21 protein-coding genes and 1 pseudogene are annotated in these 22,017 nt (G+C 43.8%); 14 read left to right on the top strand and 8 right to left on the bottom strand.

From position 1 onward, the window contains the following. Positions 1-35: 35 nt before the first annotated feature. From pheS to rpmI, 3 genes are all read right to left on the bottom strand, one after another. On the bottom strand, positions 36-1,091 hold the full coding sequence (pheS, locus tag ACQKC9_RS11545) for a phenylalanine--tRNA ligase subunit alpha (protein ID WP_427621910.1): 1,056 nt from the start codon (positions 1,089-1,091) through the stop codon (positions 36-38). Between the two features lie 327 nt (positions 1,092-1,418). Next, the gene (gene rplT / locus ACQKC9_RS11540; RefSeq protein WP_011281252.1) at positions 1,419-1,775 is read right to left on the bottom strand and encodes a 50S ribosomal protein L20; all 357 of its coding nucleotides are present in this window, start codon (positions 1,773-1,775) and stop codon (positions 1,419-1,421) included. 119 nt (positions 1,776-1,894) lie between these two features. Next, a complete protein-coding gene (gene rpmI, locus ACQKC9_RS11535; RefSeq protein ID WP_057761939.1) occupies positions 1,895-2,092 on the bottom strand; it encodes a 50S ribosomal protein L35 in 198 nt (65 codons plus the stop codon). A gap of 435 nt (positions 2,093-2,527) precedes the next feature. On the opposite strand from rpmI, the gene ACQKC9_RS11530 reads away from it, so the two are divergent. From ACQKC9_RS11530 to ACQKC9_RS11505, 6 genes are all read left to right on the top strand, one after another. Further along, complete coding sequence (locus tag ACQKC9_RS11530; protein WP_427621909.1) at positions 2,528-2,971, top strand: acyl-CoA thioesterase; 444 nt, start codon at positions 2,528-2,530, stop codon at positions 2,969-2,971. Between the two features lie 188 nt (positions 2,972-3,159). Continuing rightward, complete coding sequence (hisI, locus tag ACQKC9_RS11525) at positions 3,160-4,029, top strand: phosphoribosyl-AMP cyclohydrolase (RefSeq protein ID WP_427621908.1); 870 nt, start codon at positions 3,160-3,162, stop codon at positions 4,027-4,029. A 218-nt stretch (positions 4,030-4,247) separates the two neighbouring features. Beyond that, a complete protein-coding gene (gene tatA, locus ACQKC9_RS11520) occupies positions 4,248-4,487 on the top strand; it encodes a Sec-independent protein translocase subunit TatA (protein WP_057761945.1) in 240 nt (79 codons plus the stop codon). Positions 4,488-4,513: 26 nt separating this feature from the next. After that, the gene (tatB, locus tag ACQKC9_RS11515; RefSeq protein ID WP_427621907.1) at positions 4,514-5,224 is read left to right on the top strand and encodes a Sec-independent protein translocase protein TatB; all 711 of its coding nucleotides are present in this window, start codon (positions 4,514-4,516) and stop codon (positions 5,222-5,224) included. Then, positions 5,224-6,141 carry a twin-arginine translocase subunit TatC gene (tatC, locus tag ACQKC9_RS11510; protein WP_427621906.1) on the top strand — a complete coding sequence of 306 codons (918 nt, stop codon included), beginning with the start codon at positions 5,224-5,226 and terminating at the stop codon, positions 6,139-6,141. The genes tatB and tatC overlap by 1 nt, the downstream gene beginning before the upstream one ends. A gap of 216 nt (positions 6,142-6,357) precedes the next feature. Beyond that, a complete protein-coding gene (locus ACQKC9_RS11505) occupies positions 6,358-7,854 on the top strand; it encodes a UvrD-helicase domain-containing protein (RefSeq protein ID WP_427621905.1) in 1,497 nt (498 codons plus the stop codon). A gap of 118 nt (positions 7,855-7,972) precedes the next feature. Here the strand turns inward: ACQKC9_RS11505 and ACQKC9_RS11500 are convergent, their stop codons facing one another. Further along, positions 7,973-8,371: a hypothetical protein gene (locus ACQKC9_RS11500; RefSeq protein ID WP_427621904.1), complete on the bottom strand. Its 399-nt coding sequence runs from the start codon at positions 8,369-8,371 to the stop codon at positions 7,973-7,975. Between the two features lie 80 nt (positions 8,372-8,451). Here ACQKC9_RS11500 and ACQKC9_RS11495 point away from each other — a divergent pair, with 80 nt between their 5' ends. Further along, complete coding sequence (locus tag ACQKC9_RS11495) at positions 8,452-9,456, top strand: tRNA dihydrouridine synthase (protein WP_427621903.1); 1,005 nt, start codon at positions 8,452-8,454, stop codon at positions 9,454-9,456. Positions 9,457-9,673: 217 nt separating this feature from the next. Here ACQKC9_RS11495 and ACQKC9_RS11490 read toward each other — a convergent pair whose 3' ends face one another. After that, positions 9,674-10,102, bottom strand: coding sequence for an MAPEG family protein (locus tag ACQKC9_RS11490; RefSeq protein WP_427621902.1), 429 nt, complete (start codon positions 10,100-10,102; stop codon positions 9,674-9,676). Between the two features lie 11 nt (positions 10,103-10,113). After that, positions 10,114-10,527, bottom strand: coding sequence for an OsmC family protein (locus tag ACQKC9_RS11485; RefSeq protein WP_341610314.1), 414 nt, complete (start codon positions 10,525-10,527; stop codon positions 10,114-10,116). A gap of 475 nt (positions 10,528-11,002) precedes the next feature. On the opposite strand from ACQKC9_RS11485, the gene ACQKC9_RS11480 reads away from it, so the two are divergent. After that, positions 11,003-11,521 carry an RNA pyrophosphohydrolase gene (locus ACQKC9_RS11480; protein WP_057761956.1) on the top strand — a complete coding sequence of 173 codons (519 nt, stop codon included), beginning with the start codon at positions 11,003-11,005 and terminating at the stop codon, positions 11,519-11,521. A 91-nt stretch (positions 11,522-11,612) separates the two neighbouring features. On the opposite strand, the gene ACQKC9_RS11475 is transcribed toward ACQKC9_RS11480, so the two are convergent. Together ACQKC9_RS11475 and ACQKC9_RS11470 are read right to left on the bottom strand one after the other, a co-directional pair. Next, the gene (locus ACQKC9_RS11475) at positions 11,613-12,440 is read right to left on the bottom strand and encodes an NRDE family protein (protein ID WP_427621900.1); all 828 of its coding nucleotides are present in this window, start codon (positions 12,438-12,440) and stop codon (positions 11,613-11,615) included. A 108-nt stretch (positions 12,441-12,548) separates the two neighbouring features. Further along, positions 12,549-14,201 carry a DUF4139 domain-containing protein gene (locus tag ACQKC9_RS11470; RefSeq protein WP_427621898.1) on the bottom strand — a complete coding sequence of 551 codons (1,653 nt, stop codon included), beginning with the start codon at positions 14,199-14,201 and terminating at the stop codon, positions 12,549-12,551. 413 nt (positions 14,202-14,614) lie between these two features. Between ACQKC9_RS11470 and urtA the strand changes: the two genes are divergently transcribed. From urtA to lgt, 6 genes and pseudogenes are all read left to right on the top strand, one after another. Then, the gene (gene urtA / locus ACQKC9_RS11465; RefSeq protein ID WP_427621897.1) at positions 14,615-15,967 is read left to right on the top strand and encodes an urea ABC transporter substrate-binding protein; all 1,353 of its coding nucleotides are present in this window, start codon (positions 14,615-14,617) and stop codon (positions 15,965-15,967) included. 228 nt (positions 15,968-16,195) lie between these two features. Continuing rightward, positions 16,196-18,022, top strand: a complete 1,827-nt coding sequence (urtB, locus tag ACQKC9_RS11460; RefSeq protein ID WP_427621895.1) for an urea ABC transporter permease subunit UrtB — start codon at positions 16,196-16,198, stop codon at positions 18,020-18,022. 10 nt (positions 18,023-18,032) lie between these two features. Continuing rightward, a complete protein-coding gene (gene urtC, locus ACQKC9_RS11455; protein WP_427621893.1) occupies positions 18,033-19,103 on the top strand; it encodes an urea ABC transporter permease subunit UrtC in 1,071 nt (356 codons plus the stop codon). 98 nt (positions 19,104-19,201) lie between these two features. After that, positions 19,202-19,957, top strand: a pseudogene (urtD, locus tag ACQKC9_RS11450) (urea ABC transporter ATP-binding protein UrtD); the annotation flags it as partial. A gap of 78 nt (positions 19,958-20,035) precedes the next feature. Next, positions 20,036-20,734, top strand: coding sequence for an urea ABC transporter ATP-binding subunit UrtE (urtE, locus tag ACQKC9_RS11445; RefSeq protein WP_191114361.1), 699 nt, complete (start codon positions 20,036-20,038; stop codon positions 20,732-20,734). Positions 20,735-21,038: 304 nt separating this feature from the next. Continuing rightward, complete coding sequence (lgt, locus tag ACQKC9_RS11440; protein ID WP_114701786.1) at positions 21,039-21,923, top strand: prolipoprotein diacylglyceryl transferase; 885 nt, start codon at positions 21,039-21,041, stop codon at positions 21,921-21,923. The last annotated feature ends 94 nt before the right edge of the window (positions 21,924-22,017 follow it).

The following is a 22,017-nucleotide window of genomic DNA, read 5'->3' as shown; positions in this document are numbered from 1 at the left end:
TTAACAAGGAGCACTTTTATATCAACAAAAACTCTCTAGCCAAATTGCTTTAAGAAGCGCACGTCATTTTGGAAAAACAAACGCAAATCATCAATACCGTAATACAGCATTGCAAAGCGCTCGATACCCATACCAAAAGCAAAACCTGTGTATTTATCGCTATCAATACCGCAGTTGGTCAATACTTGTGGATGTACCATGCCGCAGCCCATCACTTCAAGCCATTTGCCATTGTCATCTAAGATATCCACTTCTGCAGACGGCTCAGTGAATGGGAAAAACGACGGACGGAAACGTACGGTCAGCTCTTTGGCAAAAAATGCTTCTAGAAACTCACTGATCAGACCTTTTAGCTCAGCAAAAGTGCTCGACTCGGTGACCATAAGGCCTTCTAGCTGATGAAACATCGGTGAGTGGGTTTGGTCTGAGTCATTACGATAAACACGGCCTGGGCAAATGATGCGAATCGGTGGCTCGTTCTTTTCCATGGTACGAATCTGGACAGGACTGGTATGCGTACGCAGTAGATAATGCGCATCGAAATAGAATGTATCGTGCATCGCGCGCGCAGGATGGTGCGACGGGATATTCAATGCTTCAAAATTATAGTAATCGCTCTCAACTTCAGGGCCAGTTGCAACATTGAAACCCGCTTGAATAAAATACTGCTGCATACGCTGAGTAATCATCGTTACTGGATGCAGATGACCTTTTTGACCACCGCGAGCAGGCAACGTAATATCAATGCTCTCTGCTTCTAGCTTGGCATTGAGCGCGGCGACTTCTAGTTGCTGCTGTTGATCGGTCAATGCTTGCTGAATGCGGCTACGTACCTCATGCAACCAGCCACCGTAGGTTTTTTTGTCGTCAGCATCGAGTTTGCCCATCTGCTTTGACCAGCCCGTTAACGGACTCTTTTTACCAGTCAATTGCACACGCAAATCTTGCAGTGTACGCGCATCATTTACTTGTAGGATTAGAGCTTCAGCAGCATTTGCAAATTCGGTAAGCTGAGCTTCGTTAAGCTCATTAAGCTCTGAAGACAAGGTCGGTAGCGCCGACAAGTCGTTGGTGGCAGCAGGGTTAGTCATAAGACGCATTATTCCTGATTTGAACGGACTATTAATTGTAGGGATTTGACCAAATATTGCAAACCATTTATCCAGTTATGTTTATATAAAAGATTAATATAAAGGCTGGCTATAAGAATGGCTTGAATATTTAGACGATAATAAGCGTATTTTTGCTCAACAATGTTCAATATAGAGCACACTTAAAATAATTTAATATAAAAAAAGCCACCGACCAGCGGTAGCTTTTATTAATATCATACTATTAATCAATATTAGTCCTATCCATTTAGACAATTGCTGATAAATAATTATTTAAAAGCATCATACCTAAAGAACGGTTAATATTTAGGCCAATTCCGCTTTTGCTTTTTCGACCAATGCTGTGAAAGTCGCTGCATCATGCATAGCGATGTCTGCTAGAACGCGACGATCGATTGCGATGTTTGCTTTTTTCATGCCATTGATGAAGCGGCTATAGCTTAAGCCGTTTAAGCGTGCACCAGCATTGATACGTGCGATCCAAAGACGACGGAAAGTACGTTTCTTGTTGCGACGGTCACGATAAGCATATTGACCAGCTTTGGTCACTGCCTGTACCGCTACGCGGTAAACACGTGAACGGGCACCGTAGTAGCCTTTTGCGCGCTTTAAGATTTTTTTGTGACGGCGATTTGCCTGTACACCACGTTTTACACGGGCCATAATTTACTCCAAGATTTTTTAATCACTGTTAAGCGAGTGATGATGCCGTTAAATAACAAACATCATTGTCAGATTGCAAAGTCAAATATTTTCAATCAAAGATAGATGACGGTAGGCTATTAAATGTATGGGCACATACGACGAACTGCTGCTTCGTCAGACTTGTGCACCAACTTAAGACCACGCAATTGGCGAATACGCTTAGCTGATTTCTTGGTCAAAATATGGCTTTTGAATGCTTGCTTACGCTTGAAGCCATTCGCTGTTTTTTTGAAGCGTTTAGCTGCGCCGCTTCTGGTTTTCATCTTAACTTTCATGATGATTTGCCTCTTTTTCTGTTTTAGAACCTGGTCGTCAAATAGTCATACTGAATAATCGTTATATAGATAACCACTAAACCTCTATTTGCCTCGAGGTGGGAGGCGCTATTTTAGCAGATAGTGCCTTGTTTTGCCAAGTAAAGTTTTGGCGAGGTTTTAGTAGACAATATAGACAAGTAATCAGCATCAAATAAGCGATAGCGGCTCTCCTAAAAACGCCAATAAAACGGCTAATTTTTCTCCAAATAGATTGAATGTCAGCCTAAGCTGTGCTTAAGTAGAGACTGAGCTATATCTTCATATAAACACTATTAAAACCCGCTTTTTCACCATGAATATTTAGGCTGTAATGTATAGCTATAACGATAACAATGTTGCCAACATATAGCGCGATAAGTAGAACAATCTTTGGCCATCACTCTAGGAGATAGTGTGTCAAAACAAGAGTTAGTATTTGACGACGACTTGTTTGTTTTTGAGACAGTGATGCGTGTGCGTCATACGGAAGCCGACGCAGGACAACACATGACGGTCGAATCTCTGACAGCGTTATTGTCCGAAGCACGGCTAAGATTTTTATATGCTAAAGGTGTCAAAGAAATCAATGCAGACCATCAAGGCTTAATTATTGATAAATTGCAGCTAGATATTGTGAGCCGTATCCGCGTACGAGAAGAGTTGTTATTTGAAGTGGGTGTTGAGCCAATATATGATAATGGCGGTAATATAATCCTAAAAGTCACGCGGATGCACATGGGCGAAATAGTAGCAAAAGCGCGCCAGCATTTTCGAGGTTACGACTTTAACCTCAATAAAGTGACCAAGCTTGATAACTCGATCAAAGAAGCGCTATATCCGCATTTATTTAGACTGTAGAATCGCTTGTCATAAATAATATGCTGTCATTTAGCATAATTGCACTTTATAGCGCATTTAGTTGACATGATGTTGCTAGCTGTCAGCATATTGCAGAGCATTCCAGATAATCTCCCCGCTTTAATCATAAGTAGTATAATTGCTTATCACTTTTTTTCACTTTCCACCTATAAGACGACAAATACATTATGACTTTACCTGCTTGGCTGACTGCCGTAACTTTTAATGATGATGGTTTGATTCCTGCAATTGCTCAAGATCATCAAACAGGTCGTATTTTGATGATGGCGTGGATGAATGCAGAAGCATTACAGCTCACCGCACAAACACAGACAGCGGTTTATTTTTCGCGCTCACGTGCCAAACTGTGGCACAAAGGTGAGTCATCAGGTCATACGCAAACCGTACATGATATTCGTCTAGACTGTGATGCAGATGTGATTGTGCTTAGTGTCACTCAGGCTGGCGGCATTGCTTGCCATACAGGACGTGAGTCTTGCTTTTATCAGCGTTTGGATTTATCAGGCCAAACGCCTGAATGGCAAACCGTCGATAAAGTATTAAAAGAGCCTGCGGATATTTATCATTCTCATGAATCTACTAGCGATACTCATGAAACTGAAAACACTGGTGCGAATACTGGTGCGAATACTGATTCTGATACTACCCAAGCACAATCTGATACTGCTCAAGCACAAGTCGATAAAGCCTCTGTACTACAGCAGCTTGATAGCGTATTAGCAGAGCGCAAACAAGCCGATGCCGACAGCTCTTATGTGGCCAGTCTGTATGCTAAAGGATTAAATAAAATATTAGAAAAAGTCGGTGAAGAGAGCACAGAGAGCATTATCGCTGCCAAAGATTTTGCTAACTGTGATGAGACTGCAGACAAAGCAAGCTATGATGAAGCTCGTCATGAGCTGATCTATGAAGTCGCCGATGTCTGGTTCCATACCTTGGTTGGACTGGCATGGTTTGATATAGAGTCGGATGCTGTGTTAAACGAGCTAGGCAGACGTTTTGGGTTATCCGGTATCGATGAAAAAGCCGCTAGATAAGCCTAAATAAAAAATAAACGTCTATTTTATTTGATTATTGTTGCTTTCACCTATTTGTAATAAGTGCAGGTTATAATATAGCTCTGTTTTATCTCGCATTATATGTCGATGCTTTTTGTTTGCTAGATAGACCTTTTTGCAAACTCAAAGCAGGCGTATAAAGACTGAAAACTAAGTCGCAAAACTAGGTCACAAAACCAGGTCACAAGGATACCATTATGGGTAGTTTTTCTATTACACATTGGCTGATACTATTGGTCGTTGTCGTTGTCGTGTTTGGCACCTCAAAACTCAGAAATGCTGGTAAAGATTTGGGCGGTGCTGTGAAAGGCTTTAAAGAAGCTGTCAAAGATGAAAATACAGAGCATGCCAAAAAACATGCGGTTCTTGACCACGATGCGACGGCACACACTGAAGAGCGCTCAACCACAAAGGTTGATGATAAGCATAACGTATAGCATCTAAACAGTGACATCGGACCATTATGTTTGATATCGGGTTTTCTGAACTACTTCTCTTTGGCGTTATCGCCCTAATCGTACTGGGCCCAGAAAAACTGCCACAGGCAGCGCGCACGGCTGGGCAATGGTATGCCAAAATTCGCCGCACAGTCTCAACATTGCAGTCTGAAATAGAGGCTGAGCTTGACTTGGCTGAGACACGCCAGCAAATGCAAAAAGAGCTTGCCAAAATTCGTCAGACTGAAGCTGAAATGAGGCGTGAGATGGCTGAGATGCGCGGCAATATGAAAGCTTTTGAAAGCTCACATAGTCCTGCTTCGATAGCTTCTGAAACCGCTATGAATGCTGAAAATAGCAAAGGCAACGAAGCTGATGAAAATAACCGCACACAAAAGCAGCAATCAGCTACGCCAAAAGCATTCGACTATGCTTATGCCTCTGACGAGCAGCCAGATACATTAGAAAATGGACAATTATCTAAGCGTGGTCACAGCGGTGACGATGTAGATAATGCAAATGTGGGCGATGCAAATATAGGTGACAACGCCAAGGCAGCGCCAGTTGTTCAGACCATCACTACCCGTCCATGGGAAAACATGTGGTTTCGACTGGGTGCTTATGACAAAGCACGTCGGCTCCCAATGCCGCCATATGTGCCAAACTATAAAGCGGACGCCCTACTCAACAGTCCTGCCAACATGCAGACTTCTGACCATAAGCAGGAGACTGATTGATGCCATTATTCAAGCGCAAAAAAAGTCGTCAAGAGAAAATCGCTGTTTCTGCCATTACTGACCAAGATGTTATTGATCAAGAAGCTATCGATCAAAACACCCTTAATCAAGGTGCTGCAGCAACGACCAATACCACTCAAGATAAAAAATCAGATGATGTTTTAAGCCCTTTGGCTGATATGCCTATTACCGAGCATTTGATTGAGCTGCGTCGGCATTTGATCAAAATATGTGTGGCGGTACTGATAATATTTTTAGGTTTGGTCGGCTATTCGCGCGAGCTATACAACTTGTTATCTGATCCATTAGTTGCGCAGTTACCCGCCAACTCAACCATGATTGCCACCGATATCACGTCAAACTTTATGGCGCCGATACGTCTGACCGTATTTGTAGCCGCATTTTTGGCAATGCCCTACATCCTTTATCAAATTTGGTCATTTGTAGCGCCCGGTCTGTATAAGAAAGAAAAGAAAATCGCTATTCCAGTGCTGCTATCTTCTATATTTCTGTTTTATGCTGGTGTGGCTTTTTCCTATTTTATTGTGCTCAAAGGGGTCTTAAAATTCTTTATCATGTTTGCCCCGCAAAACGTACTACCCATGACGGATATCGACAGCTATCTCAGTTTTTCCTTGAAATTATTTATGGTATTCGGCTTAACCTTTGAGATTCCAGTTGTTACTTTGCTATTGATATTGGCAGGTATTGTCTCCATTCAGAGCTTAGAAGAGAAACGTCGTTATATCATTGTAGGCTGTTTTGCTGTGGCTGCCGTTGTCACGCCGCCAGATGGCGTATCGATGCTCATGCTAGCGATTCCGATGTGGTTGTTGTTTGAGCTTGGTTTGTTTTTGGCGAAGATTCTAATCAAAGAAGAGCCCAGTCCTACTCTCGTATCGACAGAAAAAGAATAAAACACTTATTAGTCTAATCCAGACTGAAATAAAGTTATTGATTACATATAGCTATGCGTTAAACTACCATTACACCGTTTTATTCTTGCCTCATCAGTAAGCTGATTGCTTATTATCACGTTTTAGCATCACCATCATCTATAAGCCATTGTTTACCCAGTGGCTTTTTTTGCCCCTTTTGTTTTTAATCAATTTTTGTATTTAGGTAGCTTTATTATGTCCGCATCTATGCCAGCTTATATGAGCGATCCCACTGATGAGCAGCTGAGCGCGCTGAATATGGCGATGGATCACAAGTCGTTTAAAGTGGTCGCTTATGCGGGCGCCGGTAAGACGACGACGCTCAAGCTAATCGGTGAGCGCTTACGTGGCCGCGGACTGTATCTGGCTTTTAACAAAGCGATTGCCAATGATGCTCGGTCAAAGTTTCCGCCACATGTAGAGTGCCGTACTTTTCACTCATTAGCTTATCGTCATGTTGCTCGTGATATTACCGCCAAGCTATCTTTGCCGCGCTTTTCACCCAAGCGTCTCGGTGATGATTTGGGACTACAGCCTGTGCAAGTGCGTCGGCAGATGGATGGGGTTAATAAATACATCACACTGACACCCGCACGATTGTCTCGGTTCGTCAGCGACGCGGTCAGTAACTTCTGTAGTACGCATGCCAGCTACCCTGCGCCAAGGCACATACTCTTCCCAAGTTGGCTCGATGACTCAGATGCAGAACAGCTGCGCGAGATGCTCTACCCTGCTGTTGAGCAGCGCTGGTTACAGTCGATTGATGCGCGTCACCCTGCTGGTATTGGCCATGATATTTATCTCAAGCTATGGGCATTATCTAAGCCTAGTATTCCAGCGGACTTTATCTTATTTGATGAAGCACAGGATGCCGATCCCTTGATGATGGGTATCTTGACCCAGCAGTCGAGACAAGTCATCTATGTGGGCGACGCGCATCAGCAGATTTATGAATGGCGCGGCGCGGTCAATGCGATGAAAAAACTGCCATTGCCGCAGACGTTATTGACACAGTCTTTCAGATTCGGTGAGCCGATTGCAGAAGTGGCCAATACCTTATTAAAAGCATTACAAGAGGACGTACCGCTAAAAGGCAATCCGAATAAACAGTCCTCTACCGATAAGGGCATGGTACATAGCAAAAAAGATGCTATTTTGTGCCGTACCAATGCTGCTGCTATGTCGCAACTGTTGACAGGTTTAAAGCACGGGCATCGCGTAGCGCTACAAGCCGATACCGACCGTATGCTCAAATTCTGTCAAGCCGCTGAAAACTTAAAAAATGGCAAATCGGCTTATGGCGTACCCGAGCTGGCGTATTTTTATAACTGGGGTGATGTGCAAGAGTATGCCGAAACCAATGAGGGTAGCGATCTCAAAACACTGGTTAAACTGGTCGATGACCACGGTACCCATGTCTTGAGCCAAGCAGTCAATAGTCTCACCAGTATCGAAAATGCTGACTATGTCATCTCTACCGCTCATAAAGCTAAAGGGCTCGAATGGGGAAAAGTACAGTTAGATGATGACTTTTATTATGATGTAACCACCAATGCAGTCAAGATCAGTCCAGAAGAGCTGCGTTTGCTCTACGTTGCTTGCACGCGTGCGCAAAGCAATTTGGATATTCATAATATTAAAGACCTGATATCAGGATTACAGACAGGGAAAAAGGTGATTTTTGGGTCTTAAGGTTGTATCGTATTTTACGACGTTTAAACTTAGTTCCGTAAGCTCGTGTTTTTCATCCAATTTCAAGACTTTTCAGAATAGAAAGGCTGGATGAAAAACCCAGCCTTTCAGCTATGACTTAAGTATCGTAGTAGCCTTCCCAAGGAGGAAAAAATGCTAAGCCATACGGTTGATACTCAATGCATGCTGAGTCTTCTCTAGCGATAAAACCAAAGGTCAAGCCATTTAGTACCACATTAAATGTTGTTGTTTCAACATCACAATATCTTGCATTATCTAAATGCTTAATTGCCTTTTTTAACTCTAACTCAGCATCCCCTATTTTTTCTTTTTCCCATATCTCTGAACTTGTTAAAGAACCACTGCTATCAAGTAGATGTAAAACGGCTAGAGGTCTTGTTTGAGATGATCCGCCAAAAAAATTAAAACCGATAAAAGTGAGATCATTCCCATATTTTCCTACGTAATGAGTATGATAATCTTCCTCTCTTCTCACTAAGATTTTTCTTGGTAACATTTTTTTATCCTCGAAATTAAAGATTTAAAACCAATGCGAATAAGTTATCATACATTTTTATATCACATCCTATGAAATTAATGTCCTTTTCAAATAAATTCTTCGTCAATCCAGTCCGACTCCTCGCACCCATGGAGGGCTTAACCGATCCATTAATGCGCCAAATATTAACCCAAATTGCGTCTGACTTGGGTCGTCCTTATGATTGGTCGGTCAGTGAGTTTATTCGCATCACTCAGCACGTCTTACCTGCGCATGTGTTTTATAAATATGTGCCTGAGCTACATCATGATGCCAAAACGGCTTCTGGTACACCCATTCATGTACAGATTTTGGGTAGCGAAGCACAGCTTATGGCAGAAAACGCTGCTTATGCTGCCGAGCTTGGTGCGCCTGCTATTGATATAAACTTTGGCTGTCCTGCAAAAACGGTCAATAGTCATCGCGGTGGTTCGGTACTGCTGGATGAACCTGAAACCATGTATCAGATTATCAGTGCCGTACGCCAAGCCGTTCCCACTCATATACCGGTATCAGCTAAGATTCGTCTGGGCTATACCGACACTAGCCGAATGGATGATATTCGCGGCGCGATTGCTTCTAGCGGTGCTGATTGGCTAACCATTCATGCACGCACTAAGACCCAAGGCTATAAGCCGCCCGCCTACTGGGATAAAATTCAGAGTTTTAATGCGCTCGATATTCCAGTCATTGCCAATGGAGAAATTTGGAACTTTGAGCATGCGCAAAATTGTATGACGCAAGCAGGTACACAGCATTTAATGCTAGGTCGCGGCGCAGTAACGCGTCCTGATTTAGTGGCACAGGTTGATAATGATACTGACAACAGTACTGACAGCGTAGAGAATACGGCTACATTGTCATGGCAAGACTTAATTGCCCATCAGATTAAGTTTTTGGAAGGTGAGGCAAAGAACGATGTGGTATTGGTCGGTCGCTATAAACAATGGCTAGGTATGCTCACCAAAGGCTATGTTGAGGCGCAAACAGTATGGGAAGGTATTAAACGAGAAAAAAATAAAGCGGTGATTATTAGTGCCCTACAAGCAAGCGTACGAGATTAATCACCTGCTTGTATTTGAGCGTTTTGGCGGTTACGGGTATTTTTACTAGGGTGTGTCCTCATTTCAAAAATGGAGATAAAAATGAGATAAATTGCCGTCAAACGAGAAAAATAGCGTAGATAATATCGAGATACTAGCAAGCGATTTGACGCTGTTTGGCAAAATTTAGCCATTTTTAATCCGTTTAGATAACTGTCGTTTGAATTGAGGACATGCCCTAGACGCTGACTCGTATCGCTAAATAAAATAGCATTAGACAGCAGGCTATTGATAATACCCAGAGGATAGAGCGGAACATTGCCAAATTAGTAATATACGCCACACAAAAACCAATTCGTATCATCACATACAACCAAGCCAATACGTTGATAATCGACTGCGGTACAAAGAACAGCATAGCTACCAATACTGCTGCCAAAAACACTGGCAAGGTTTCATAACTGTTTTGTTGTGCTGCATTAGCACGTGCTGCCATGCCTGTCGCATTTTGAAAAAATTCGCGAGGATGTGCATTATTGCTGATTCTAAAGCCACCAGATACTTTTGCAACGATTGACACCGCCCATGGCAGTAGACTTGCTACCACCATGGCTAAAATGGCAGACGCCACTTTGTCAGTTACCAACTCAAAAAATGCACTTATCATTATATAAGTCCCTAGCCTGCAACCACTTCGAAATCATGGGTGATATTGACCCCACCTGCTACTAACATACGGCTAGCAGAACAGTATTTTTCTGCTGATAACTGGATGGCTTTTTCGACTTGTTTTTCTTTAACCTCTTGACCAGTGACAACGAAATGCATATGAATATCAGTATAGACCGCTGGTACAGTTTCAGCGCGCTGGGCGGTTAGCTCACAACGTACATCCGTCACTGCTTGGCGTGATTTCTGTAAAATCTCTACGACATCATAACTAGCGCAACCACCTAGTCCTAGCAAAATCAGCTCCATTGGGCTTGAGCCTTTCTCTTTATCAGCATCGATTTGTACATTATGTCCTGATGGTGACACGCCCATAAAGGCTTTGTTTTCTTGCCATATGACGCTTGCTTTTGATTCTGACATTGTAGATGTTCCTTATTTTAAATGGCGTATTGCCTATTATTATTGTGTGAATGATATATTGCCCAGCTAGTGTAGCATAAGCCAAAGCAAGATTTTATAGGCTCATTGTTTTGCTACTAACTCACCAGTGAAATCTGTACTTTTATCACTTTATACATATCGAAATAGTGGAGTTCGATAGTTTACTAAATAATCGTATGTCCATACGCCTATTACTACTCTTCAACACTTGCCTAAAAATGGCATATAAAAACCTACAAAAGTTCGCTTATAAATAGTTGATTTTAAAAGGTAAAACTCGTGAAACATTTTATAGCAAAATACTGTTACACATTTTGCTTGTTTCTTGGTTTAATAACGGTAATGAATCTTGTTTTGAGCGGATATCGATAACAATCACCTTATAATAATTACGATTGCTGTCACGGTTTCAAGTCAAAACAAGCTATTTTTAAACAAATTAAAAGGTTTAGTCATGATAGATGCAGACGGCTTTCGCGCCAACGTCGGCATCATCTTGGCAAATACACAAGGGCAGGTTCTGTGGGCAAAACGTATTGGTCACAACGCTTGGCAATTTCCGCAGGGTGGTATCGACCGCGGGGAGACGCCGATGGATGCAATGTATCGCGAGCTCTGGGAAGAGGTCGGCTTACATCCGCGTCATGTAGACTTATTGGCAGTCACGCAAGACTGGTTGCGCTATCGTTTGCCAAAACGTTATGTACGTCATGGTCAGCATCCCTTATGTATTGGGCAAAAACAAAAATGGTTTTTGCTACGCTTAGATGAGCCAAATACTCAACATATCCGCTTTGATGAAGGGAAACCTGAATTTGACCATTGGCAATGGGTCAGCTACTGGTATCCACTCGGACAAGTGATTCACTTTAAACGAGGCGTTTATCGTCGTGCCTTACAAGAATTGGTACGCGAACTTCCGCTAAAGCAAGAGCTGATCATTCCTGAGCAAAATAATCATTTGCTTATGTAATGAGTCACTCAATAGTACAATGCAAAACACCCACGATAGTAGCTAGAATGTTAGCAATTACCGTGGGTGTTTTTTTATTATCTCTTAACGGTCATTTTGAATGACTATCAAACTCTCGGCTAATAATATTCGCCGTGTAGTTTGCTCCCGTATCTCTCTCTTTGCGCAACGTTAAGATGCTTTGAGTGCGGGTACCATACGTAGGTTTGCTAGTTTCAGTATCGCCAAAAGCGACGGGTTCAATATAAACAGACGATAACATCTGCTCTACTTCAAATGCCACGCCAGTAACAGGCAGTTTGTCTTCTGGTGCTTTGGTACTATCTGACAAGACACTAAAAGCCGCCGCTTGCCAGTACGCAGGTGAGCTATCCTCCGCAATCAATGGCAGCACTTCTTGACGTAGTCGCCCGCGCAACCGCTCGGTCTTAAACCAGCTGTCCTCTGGTTGTCCATTAGAGATAACATACAGACCTGAATATAATGGCGTGGGTGCATGGCCACGATTATTGACGATTACAGCTTGCGCAGCGTCACCAATGATCAGATTAAAACCCGCATAATCCTGCAAATCAATCTGCCGTGCAAAATCCATTGGACTTAAAGCCCCTGTCAAGAATTCAGTGACCAGTGCACCACGTGAGCGCTCATCACTGCTTGCTTGCACCCCATCACGAAAGTTCAATACCGCAGCCCAACGACCATTTTGTTCATAATACTCTGAACTCTGCGCTGGTGACGCTTGCTGATGAATGCCTAACCACGTGCCACCGCTTTGCTTATCACGTCCAGCATAAATAGGTTGGTCAGACCACTGGTGGAGCTGCTCAGTTGGGCGCTGCAAAAACTCATCACGGTTAGACAGTAGTACTAGCGGTAACTCATCAAATAATTGCCAAGCAATAGCGACAATACACATAGCTTTCCTTTTATAATAATTTTCGTTATGCGGGTAATTCTTAATAGAGGCAAAGATATTATTTCAGACTTTACCTATTAATAAGGTAGCACTTACAGGCAGTACTTATTAATTGCCAGTCAGTAATTTATTGGCAGGATAACTAATTTGAGAGGTTGAACGTATTACTTGTGATTGCTTACTTGGTAAGTCAAACTCCCACGCTATCATGCCTTGATTGTCATTCCAATCTCGCTCAGTGACAGGCGGCGTATGCGTTACCGCAACCTTTAAACTATCGTCACGACTGATAGGCTCACTGCCCAGTACTTGCAATCGTACGCTACGATTGTGCTGATTGGTAAACTGATAGGCCTTGGTGGTCGTCAGTGTTTGCGTACGGTTTAGCACACCTTTTTCACCTTGCTTATCTTCGTTGGTCAGCTCTTTTACGAGCATACTTGAGTCACGACCAAATCCAATCCCCTGCTCTTTTAGCACTTGATAATTATAACGCGACTGACCTACATAGTTGTCATCACGGTACAACTGTAGCGAACCATCGACCCAGTCCGGCGTCAAAAACGGCGCTGACGCATACCAGTAGGCAGCAGTCTCAACACTTGGCGTACTACGAATCCAGAGCTTACTATTACCTGTCTGCTCGCCAATCACTGTTCGTACCCGTCTCCCGTCACTCGGAATACTGACCAGCTGCGGTAAACGATACTCGATGATGCCATTCTTGTTTTGGCTACTAACGGTAAAATTCGGTAGCGGTGCCATAGCTGCCCCTGCTCCTTTGTTATAAGCAGGCTCTTCCATCATAACAGGGGACGCATCCATCATAGGCAGCTCACGTCTTACTCGAGCATCTTCGCTCTCTTCATATAATGACAGACGCTGTACATACGGCAGTTGCCCTGTCGTACTTTGATTAGGGTTCACGGTACTGAGTGTCAGTGGTACGTTTGTCCAGTTCTCGCCAGTTTGCTGAGCAATAATCGCAGAAGCTGTGATACTTAACTGCTCACTATTTGTGTTTAGTCGAGCTTGATACGCAGGTTCCCAACCTGCACCTTGCACTTGATAATGCAACTTAACGCTACTCGGCGAGCGGCTGGCCGTACGTACACTCACCTGTGTCACCTTGTTAAAGGTCGATGTCGCGCTGCCTGCCATCAGTTGATTCAGTGCGTCTTGGGCACGCGCTTGTCGCTGTTGAATCTCTAAAATTCTTTGGTTAATACTGGTCGCTTGAGTTTCTATATCGCGAGCATTATTGGCAATCGTACTATCTGTATTGACTTGCGTGGCTTTGGTCAAATTCTGCAAGTAAGCCTTCGCTAATCGTGCCGCTTCTAACTCAGCATTTATACTGGCTAGGGTATTTTGTTGCGTCTGTACCTTGGCGTCACCTTGATATTGGCACTGGGCTGCCTGCTCACCTGTCAGCTCTTCGATACTGACCTCCCCAACGTTGACACTACCTGTCGCTTGTACACTTAGACTTTCTTTATCCATATAAGGTGACAGGCAGGAAAACACCACCGTTTGCTCACCGCTACCTGTGATAGGCAATGCGCGCGTCACGCTTGCCAGCCCCTGATAAATGGTCACTTGCTCGACGCTACTGGTGGCCGCTTGTGCCGAAGACAATCCCAAAATGGCACTACTACTAAGTACAAATGGCAGGATAGCAAATCTAGTCATTTGATTGAGCGGCGGCAATACGTTGCCATGCCCTGTTAAGACAGACGAATCCGTTAATTGTGCGTTCATACATCATTCCTTAGCAGTAAAATTCCATCATGGCAGCCATGCATTGGCTCAACGCGCAAAATAGTAACTATCTTAAAGATATTACCGTAGCCGTTTTACACATCTTTGGCAATAAATGCTTTTGGCAGACAGCATTTTTAGTAAACAGCGCCTTTAGCGATAAATCTCTTCATATGGTAGCTCTTCAATTTTAAAAATTTGGTTTTCTGTATTGCACCATTTTTTTGTTCATCTCCCCTTTATGGTGCAATTTATTAACCACCCTGCACTAAATTAATGAATATATTAATCAGAACTTAATTATTGCTCAATTATTACTCGATTATTGGCTTTTTTAACTTGGCACGGAACTTGAACTCTTAATGGGTGTTCAGGAACATTATTTTACCTTTTGTATTTATTAGGAGATGTCCATGTTTTCGTTACCAATTTTAGCCAATACTCAAGTAGCAGACCCTCAATCACACGGAAAAATCAAATCGCGTTTTTCGTTACTAGCGGTCGCCGTCGTTGGCAGTTTGAGTCTTATCGGTTGTCAAAAACCTGCCGAAACTGCAGCATCAACTGAGACTACAACTGAAACCAGCACAGAAACAACCACCGAGCCTGCTGCTGATGGCGACACTATCAAAGTCGGCATCTTACATTCGCTGTCTGGCACCATGGCCATCTCTGAAACCTCTCTCAAAGATATCGCGTTGATGACGATTGATGAAATTAATGCCAATGGCGGCGTGCTCGGCAAGCAACTCGAACCAGTCGTCGTCGACCCTGCTTCTGATTGGCCATTATTCGCTGAAAAAGCCCGCCAGCTACTCACTCAAGACAAAGTAGATGTTATCTTTGGCGGTTGGACGTCAGTATCACGCAAATCCGTATTACCTGTGGTTGAAGAGTTAAACGGATTGATGTTCTATCCAGTACAGTACGAAGGACAAGAGCAGTCAGAAAATATCTTTTACACTGGTGCGGCACCAAATCAGCAAGCCATTCCAGCAGTAGAGTATTTAATGAGTGAAGAAGGCGGCGGTGCAGAGCGCTTTGTGTTGTTAGGTACCGATTACGTCTATCCACGCACCACCAACCAGATTTTAAAGGCGTTTTTGAAATCTAAAGGTGTGGCTGATGCAGACATCATGGAAGAGTACACACCATTTGGTTTCAGCAATTATCAAACCATCGTATCTAACGTTAAAAAGTTCTCAACGGGCAAAAAGACCGCGGTTATCTCGACCATCAATGGCGACTCAAACGTTCCGTTCTATCGTGAGCTTGCCAACCAAGGTATCAAAGCGTCAGATATTCCAGTCATGGCTTTCTCAGTCGGTGAAGAAGAGCTACGCGGTATCGATACCAGTCTGCTACAAGGGCATTTGGCGGCGTGGAACTACTTTATGTCGATCAAAAACCCAACCAACAGTGCCTTCACCAAACGCTATAAGCAGTATGCATTGGACCAAAAACTACCGAATGCTGAAAAAGTCGTGACCAATGATCCAATGGAAGCTACTTATGTCGGTATCAACATGTGGAAGCAAGCTGTCGAAAAAGCAGGTACGACTGATGTCGATAAAGTACGTATTAGCATGGCGGGACAAACGTTCGACGCACCTTCAGGTTATACATTAAAAATGGATGAAGAAAATCATCACCTATGGAAGCCTGTCATGATTGGTCAAATTCGTGCCGATGGACAGTTTGATACGATTTTCAAAACACCAGAAGTCATCCAAGCCCAGCCATGGAGCGAGTACATTCCTAAATAACCTGCCCTAAAAATAAAATGATACTGAAAATCACATGGATAGTAACTGAATAGTAGGCGGATAGATAAACGACACTGATAACCGTCCTAACGCCTACTTTTCACATTTATTTTCAACACTTATTCTTAACCTTTAAATAACACCAAACCTTATCAACTCTTCTATCGCTTAATACGTTAAGTAGTAGTGGCTAAGGGTTTGTTGTCTGTGAAAAACAGGGAGCCGCACATGCAGCACCATACTTTACGCCCGTTTGTAGGGCACACATCGTCCAAAAATGGTAATAACCCACAAGCATCAGCCAGTGAAGTCATGCAGTATGCGGCTCGTTTTTCAATTTATGTGCCTCTGCGATTACTTGCATTGATGGCATTATGCATAACAACCTTCACCACCACAGCATATGCGGATCATGATGGTCAGGTACATGACCACGATACGGATACCGCTCATAGTGAGCAATCTTTGGTCACACCTATCAACGTAGCCACTTCCACTCAAGCCAGCACCTCAAATATTTCGACAGCAACTACAAACTCAGGTGATGCCATTCAACAATTTGTAGCCGGCGATTTTAGTAAGCGTCAAGCCATGCTAAGTGATTGGCCAGGATCCGTTGAGAGTTTAGATAGTTTGGTTGAATTTATTGCCAATGATGAGCTATATCAAGGCAATGGTGGACAAACGTATCTGCTCAATGCAGATGATCAGCTATTTACTTATCCTGATAAAAAAGAGACAGCTGACTGGCCTAGTGATTTATCACAAATCACCCTGACCAATGCCCTTCGCTCAGCGCTCATTTTTGGACAAGCTAAGGTCAAGCTAGCATCTGACAAGCCAGCACAGCGCCTACAAGCTGTAAAAATTTTGGCCGACAATATTGACCAAGTAGACCCATCTATTATCACCATCGCAACAGCAAATGAGGACAATGCTAAAGTCAAAAAGGCACTAACGGCACTACAAGCTCGTATTGATTTCAAAAACGGCGACCTACCCACTCAGATTGCAGCGGTCAATCTACTTGCTGATAGTGATAACCCACAAGTATTGGTCGATATCGAGTCTGCCCTCGCTGCGGATAACTTAGATGCTTCGCTTAAAACTGCGCTTATCGATGCTGAATCTAGCGTGTCACGCCGTATCGAAATCAGTACATGGACGGGTCATATCTTCACCGGTATGAGTACCGCCAGTATTTTACTGCTAGCGGCGCTTGGTCTCGCCATTACCTTTGGCCTACTTGGCGTGATTAATATGGCGCACGGTGAGCTAATCATGATTGGGGCTTATACCACTTATATGGTGCAAAACTTCTTTCAAGCTTATATGCCAGATATGGCAGGTTGGTATTTGCTTGCTGCTATTCCAGCTGCTTTTTTGGTCAGCGCTGTCATCGGCATGATTATCGAACGCATTGTCATTCGTCCACTATATGGTCGTGAGCTAGAAACCTTACTGGCGACCTTTGGCGTCAGTCTGATTTTGATGCAATTAGTTCGGATGATTTTTGGTGCACAAAACGTTGAAGTCAGTAACGTGGCGTGGCTCAGCGGCGCATATCAGGTGTCATCAAGTTTAGTACTGCCTTATAACCGTATCGCCATTATTGGTTTTACCGTCATCGTCGTAGCGCTACTGGTTTACTTACTTAACAAAACCCGCTTTGGTTTGTTTATACGAGCCGTCACTCAAAATCGCCAAATGGCGCGTTCTGTTGGTATTCCTTCTGCACGTATCGATATGATGGCATTTGGGTTGGGCTCTGGGCTAGCTGGTATGGCTGGCTGTGCCCTTGCTCAAGTCGGCAACGTTGGTCCTGATTTGGGTCAAACCTATATTATTGATACGTTTTTAGTCGTCGTCGTCGGCGGGGTCGGCCAAGTATGGGGAGCTGTACTAGCCGCCTTAGGACTTGGAGTCAGCGGTACGGTACTTGAGATTGGTATTGGTGCGGTATTGGCAAAGATTGTGTTGTTGGTTCTTGTGATTCTGTTTATTCAGAAACGGCCACAAGGTTTATTTGCACTCAAAGGCCGCTTTGTCGAATAAGGAGACTTCTATGATACTGACCAAATTACTGTCTGATACGCCGCGTAGTGCTGTTTTAATTGGCTTATGTTTTGCCGTACTACTGATATTGCCTTGGCTACATCTTATGCCGGAGACCTCAGCCTTTCACCTTTCAGCCTACTGGATTACCCTGATTGGCAAAATTATGGCACTGGCCATGGTGGCTTTGGCACTAGATCTTGTCTGGGGCTATGCTGGTATTTTGAGCTTGGGACATGGCTTGTATTTTGCCTTAGGTGGTTATGCGTTTGGCATGTACTTAACACGTGAGACAGCGGGCGACGCGCTTCCTGATTTTATGCGCTTTTTGAGCTGGACTGAGATGCCATGGTACTGGGCTGGCACACAGCATTTTTGGTGGGCAGTCGCACTGGTCGTATTAGTGCCTGGCTTGGTTGCTTTTATCTTTGGTTTCTTTGCCTTTCGCTCAAAAATCAAAGGTGTTTATTTTTCTATCATCACTCAAGCCATGGTCTATGCAGCAGCCTTGCTGTTCTTCCGTAATGAGACAGGCTTTGGTGGTAATAATGGCTTTACTGGTTTTACCACCCTTCTCGGCTATGACATTACCGCTGCCTCTACCCGCTCTATGCTGTGCTTTGTCACGTCCGTAGCCTTATTAGTCTCTTATATGGGTTTGCGTCATTTAATGAACCAACCTTATGGGCGAGTACTTGGTGCGATTCGTGACAGCGAAAACCGCTTGCAGTATTTAGGCTACCGTACGTTGTGGTACAAGCTATCCGCTTGGGTATTATCCGCTGTCATCGCTGGTATCGCAGGGGCGCTATACGTACCGCAGGTCGGAATTATCAATCCGAGTGAGATGAACCCAGTGAACTCAATTGAGATAGCCGTCTGGGTAGCGACTGGTGGTAGAGGAAGCTTAATTGGCGCGATCTTAGGAACTGGTGTGGTGAACGCTGTAAAAACCTACTTTACGGTCGCCTACCCTGAATTTTGGCTGTTGATATTAGGCGGACTGTTCGTCGTCGTGACGTTGTTTTTACCCAATGGCATTATGGGCTTGTTCGATCGATTCAAAAAGGAGAAACAATAATGCTAAACGATAAGTCCTCATCGACTGAACAATCGACCAAAGCGCTATCCGAATATGATCATACTGATGGACGTGACGGTCTCAGTCACCCCAAAAAATCAGGCGTCGATTTTAGCCATGGTATCGCTCTGTACTTAGAAGATGTGAGCGTTTGGTTTGATTCGTTTCGCGCACTTAATAATCTGTCTCTATATATCGAAGAAGGCGAGCTACGCTGTATCATCGGCCCAAATGGCGCTGGTAAAACCACGCTAATGGATGTCATTACGGGTAAAACCCGCCCTACCGAAGGCAGCGTGTTTTTTGGTCAGACTCACAACCTTGCCAGCTTATCTACTGAACAAATCGCTGAAGCAGGTATCGGCCGTAAGTTTCAAAAACCTACTGTCTTTGAAAATTTTACGGTGATGGATAATCTGTTACTTGCTGCACCGAAAGACAAACGTGTGGTCAAAAGCTTGTTTAATAAACTCAATGCCGATACTCGCGATACCCTCGACTCGACCCTACAACAAATTCGCCTGACCGACAAAATCAACAAGCCAGCTGGTTTGCTCTCACATGGGCAAAAACAATGGTTAGAGATTGGCATGCTGTTAATGCAAAGCCCCAAGCTAATTCTGCTTGATGAGCCTGTGGCCGGTATGACCGATGCTGAAACAGAACATACCGCCGAGCTGTGTCTACGCCTTAAAAAGAACCATACATTAGTAGTAGTCGAACATGACATGACCTTTATCGATGCCATCAGTGAAAAAGTCACAGTATTGGCACAAGGGGCGATTTTGGCCGAAGGTACGTTAGCTGAAGTGCAAGCCAATGAAGCAGTGATTGAGTCCTACTTAGGTCGATAGCCGAATGAATCATCTAGACGAGCCAAACGAATATAACCTTTAAAATATTAGAAAAGTTTTAGAGTTTAGGAGACAGCCATGTTACAAGTGAACGATATCAACCAGTATTACGGCGGCAGTCATATTTTACGAGACGTCTCGTTTACAGCGCCTGTAGGCGCGTGTAGCGTGGTACTTGGTCGTAATGGCGTGGGCAAAACTACGCTACTTAAATGCCTGATGGGAATACTACCGATTAAATCAGGAGAGATTCTGCTCAATGATAAAGACATCAGCAAGATGTCTCCAGAGCAACGTGTCCGAGCAGGTCTGGCTTATGTACCACAAGGACGCGATATTTTTTCGACACTGACCGTAGAAGAGAACATATTAATTGGTATGGCCAAGTTTTCACGCAGTAAGGCCAAACATGTACCTAAATATTTATATGATATTTTTCCCGTACTCGATGAGATGAAACATCGACGTGGTGGTGATTTGTCTGGTGGTCAGCAGCAGCAACTTGCTATCGCCCGTGCCCTAGCCTCCGAGCCGACTGTGTTAATTTTAGACGAGCCAACTGAAGGTATTCAGCCCTCTATCATTAAAGACATTGGCCGAGTCCTACGTGACTTGGCTGACAAAGGTGATATGGCCATTGTGCTGGTTGAGCAATTCTATGAATTTGCCGAAGAGCTTGCTGACAATTACACCGTACTATCACGTGGTAAGGTAGTATCGCAAGGCGCAGGCGATACGATGGTCGAAAACAAAGTACAAGATTTAGTCGCCATCTGATCTCTTTTAATAATAAATGTAATAATACAAATTGGTAGTGAACGCTCGATAATGCTAAAAATAGCACTTTTATCTCAAGCTGCTAGCTACCAAGATTACATATCATCACGACAACACTCCTTAATTAAAGTCACTTTTTTCACCTCACTTCTTATTTTTTTGACGCTTAGCCTATACATTCTGTACCATCTCAAAAACTCAAGTTACTCATACACTCTGATTAGCACCAGAGCAATTATGTATGCCCAGCGAACGAAATTTGCTATTATAGTCAGCATTTTATTATCAATATTACGATGCCCTTATGATGATTCATCCTCAGTACGATCCTGTAGCATTAGCAGTTGGACCTGTCGAAGTCCATTGGTATGGGCTGATGTATTTGTTGGCATTTGCCGCTGCCTACGGACTGGCATGGTATCGCAGTACCAAGCGTGAAGGCTGGACGACAGATATGGTCTCTGACCTAGTGTTCTTTGGCGCACTTGGTGTGATATTAGGTGGCCGTGTCGGCTATGTATTGTTTTATCAGTTCAGCGAGCTACTCCAAAACCCTGCTTATCTGTTCAAAGTCTGGGAAGGCGGTATGTCATTCCATGGCGGCCTGATTGGTGTCATGTTGGGTATGCTGTATTTTGCCCGCAAATATAAAAAGACACCTTTCCAAGTGCTCGATTTTGTCGTTCCTTGTGTACCAACTGGTTTATTGTTCGGACGTATTGGTAACTATATCAATGCCGAGCTATGGGGCCGCGTCTCTGACGGTGGTTATAACTGGTTGACCTACTTCCCGCAGGCCGCTAGTGTTGATATGCAGCAGCTACAAGCCAATCCTGCGCTACAAGACCTTATGACTGAAGTCAATGGTCAGTACCTGTTGCCTCGTCACCCATCGCAACTGTATGAAGCCCTTGCAGAAGGTCTGCTGTTGTTTCTATTCTTGTGGTGGTACTCATCGAAGCCCCGTCCTCGTATGGCAGTGACCGGTGTCTTTATGCTTGGTTATGGCTTTAGCCGTTTCATCATTGAGTTCTTCCGCCAGCCAGACATTGACCAAGGATTCATCTTGCTAGGTTGGATGACCAAAGGTCAGATACTAAGCGCCCCAATGATAATTATCGGTCTATTTTTGATCGGTTACGCTTACAAACGCGGCATCTATGACTGGGGTAAGCAAGCTGCTTATTAAGCCTACCCTTTTGTGATAAAGGTTGAGGACTTAAAATAGGGTACGCTGTCAAAACACCTACCCTAGCAATACTTTCAATAATGACAGTGTATAT

The organism is Psychrobacter sp. NPDC078409, from assembly GCF_050268505.1.
Taxonomy (GTDB): Bacteria; Pseudomonadota; Gammaproteobacteria; order Pseudomonadales; family Moraxellaceae; genus Psychrobacter.
The sequence above is the reverse complement of the archived record's forward strand: the minus strand, read 5'-3'. Positions and strand labels throughout refer to the sequence as shown.

What these genes read in the sequence shown, in the direction of transcription:
- pheS (WP_427621910.1), bottom strand. Translation starts at nt 1,091, where the DNA reads ATGACTAACCCTGCTGCCACCAACGACTTGTCGGCGCTACCGACCTTG.
- rplT (WP_011281252.1), bottom strand. Translation starts at nt 1,775, where the DNA reads ATGGCCCGTGTAAAACGTGGTGTACAGGCAAATCGCCGTCACAAAAAA.
- rpmI (WP_057761939.1), bottom strand. Translation starts at nt 2,092, where the DNA reads ATGAAAGTTAAGATGAAAACCAGAAGCGGCGCAGCTAAACGCTTCAAA.
- hisI (WP_427621908.1), top strand. Translation starts at nt 3,160, where the DNA reads ATGACTTTACCTGCTTGGCTGACTGCCGTAACTTTTAATGATGATGGT.
- tatA (WP_057761945.1), top strand. Translation starts at nt 4,248, where the DNA reads ATGGGTAGTTTTTCTATTACACATTGGCTGATACTATTGGTCGTTGTC.
- tatB (WP_427621907.1), top strand. Translation starts at nt 4,514, where the DNA reads ATGTTTGATATCGGGTTTTCTGAACTACTTCTCTTTGGCGTTATCGCC.
- tatC (WP_427621906.1), top strand. Translation starts at nt 5,224, where the DNA reads ATGCCATTATTCAAGCGCAAAAAAAGTCGTCAAGAGAAAATCGCTGTT.
- ACQKC9_RS11505 (WP_427621905.1), top strand. Translation starts at nt 6,358, where the DNA reads ATGTCCGCATCTATGCCAGCTTATATGAGCGATCCCACTGATGAGCAG.
- ACQKC9_RS11500 (WP_427621904.1), bottom strand. Translation starts at nt 8,371, where the DNA reads ATGTTACCAAGAAAAATCTTAGTGAGAAGAGAGGAAGATTATCATACT.
- ACQKC9_RS11495 (WP_427621903.1), top strand. Translation starts at nt 8,452, where the DNA reads ATGTCCTTTTCAAATAAATTCTTCGTCAATCCAGTCCGACTCCTCGCA.
- ACQKC9_RS11490 (WP_427621902.1), bottom strand. Translation starts at nt 10,102, where the DNA reads ATGATAAGTGCATTTTTTGAGTTGGTAACTGACAAAGTGGCGTCTGCC.
- ACQKC9_RS11485 (WP_341610314.1), bottom strand. Translation starts at nt 10,527, where the DNA reads ATGTCAGAATCAAAAGCAAGCGTCATATGGCAAGAAAACAAAGCCTTT.
- ACQKC9_RS11480 (WP_057761956.1), top strand. Translation starts at nt 11,003, where the DNA reads ATGATAGATGCAGACGGCTTTCGCGCCAACGTCGGCATCATCTTGGCA.
- ACQKC9_RS11475 (WP_427621900.1), bottom strand. Translation starts at nt 12,440, where the DNA reads ATGTGTATTGTCGCTATTGCTTGGCAATTATTTGATGAGTTACCGCTA.
- ACQKC9_RS11470 (WP_427621898.1), bottom strand. Translation starts at nt 14,201, where the DNA reads ATGAACGCACAATTAACGGATTCGTCTGTCTTAACAGGGCATGGCAAC.
- urtA (WP_427621897.1), top strand. Translation starts at nt 14,615, where the DNA reads ATGTTTTCGTTACCAATTTTAGCCAATACTCAAGTAGCAGACCCTCAA.
- urtB (WP_427621895.1), top strand. Translation starts at nt 16,196, where the DNA reads ATGCAGCACCATACTTTACGCCCGTTTGTAGGGCACACATCGTCCAAA.
- urtC (WP_427621893.1), top strand. Translation starts at nt 18,033, where the DNA reads ATGATACTGACCAAATTACTGTCTGATACGCCGCGTAGTGCTGTTTTA.
- urtE (WP_191114361.1), top strand. Translation starts at nt 20,036, where the DNA reads ATGTTACAAGTGAACGATATCAACCAGTATTACGGCGGCAGTCATATT.
- lgt (WP_114701786.1), top strand. Translation starts at nt 21,039, where the DNA reads ATGATGATTCATCCTCAGTACGATCCTGTAGCATTAGCAGTTGGACCT.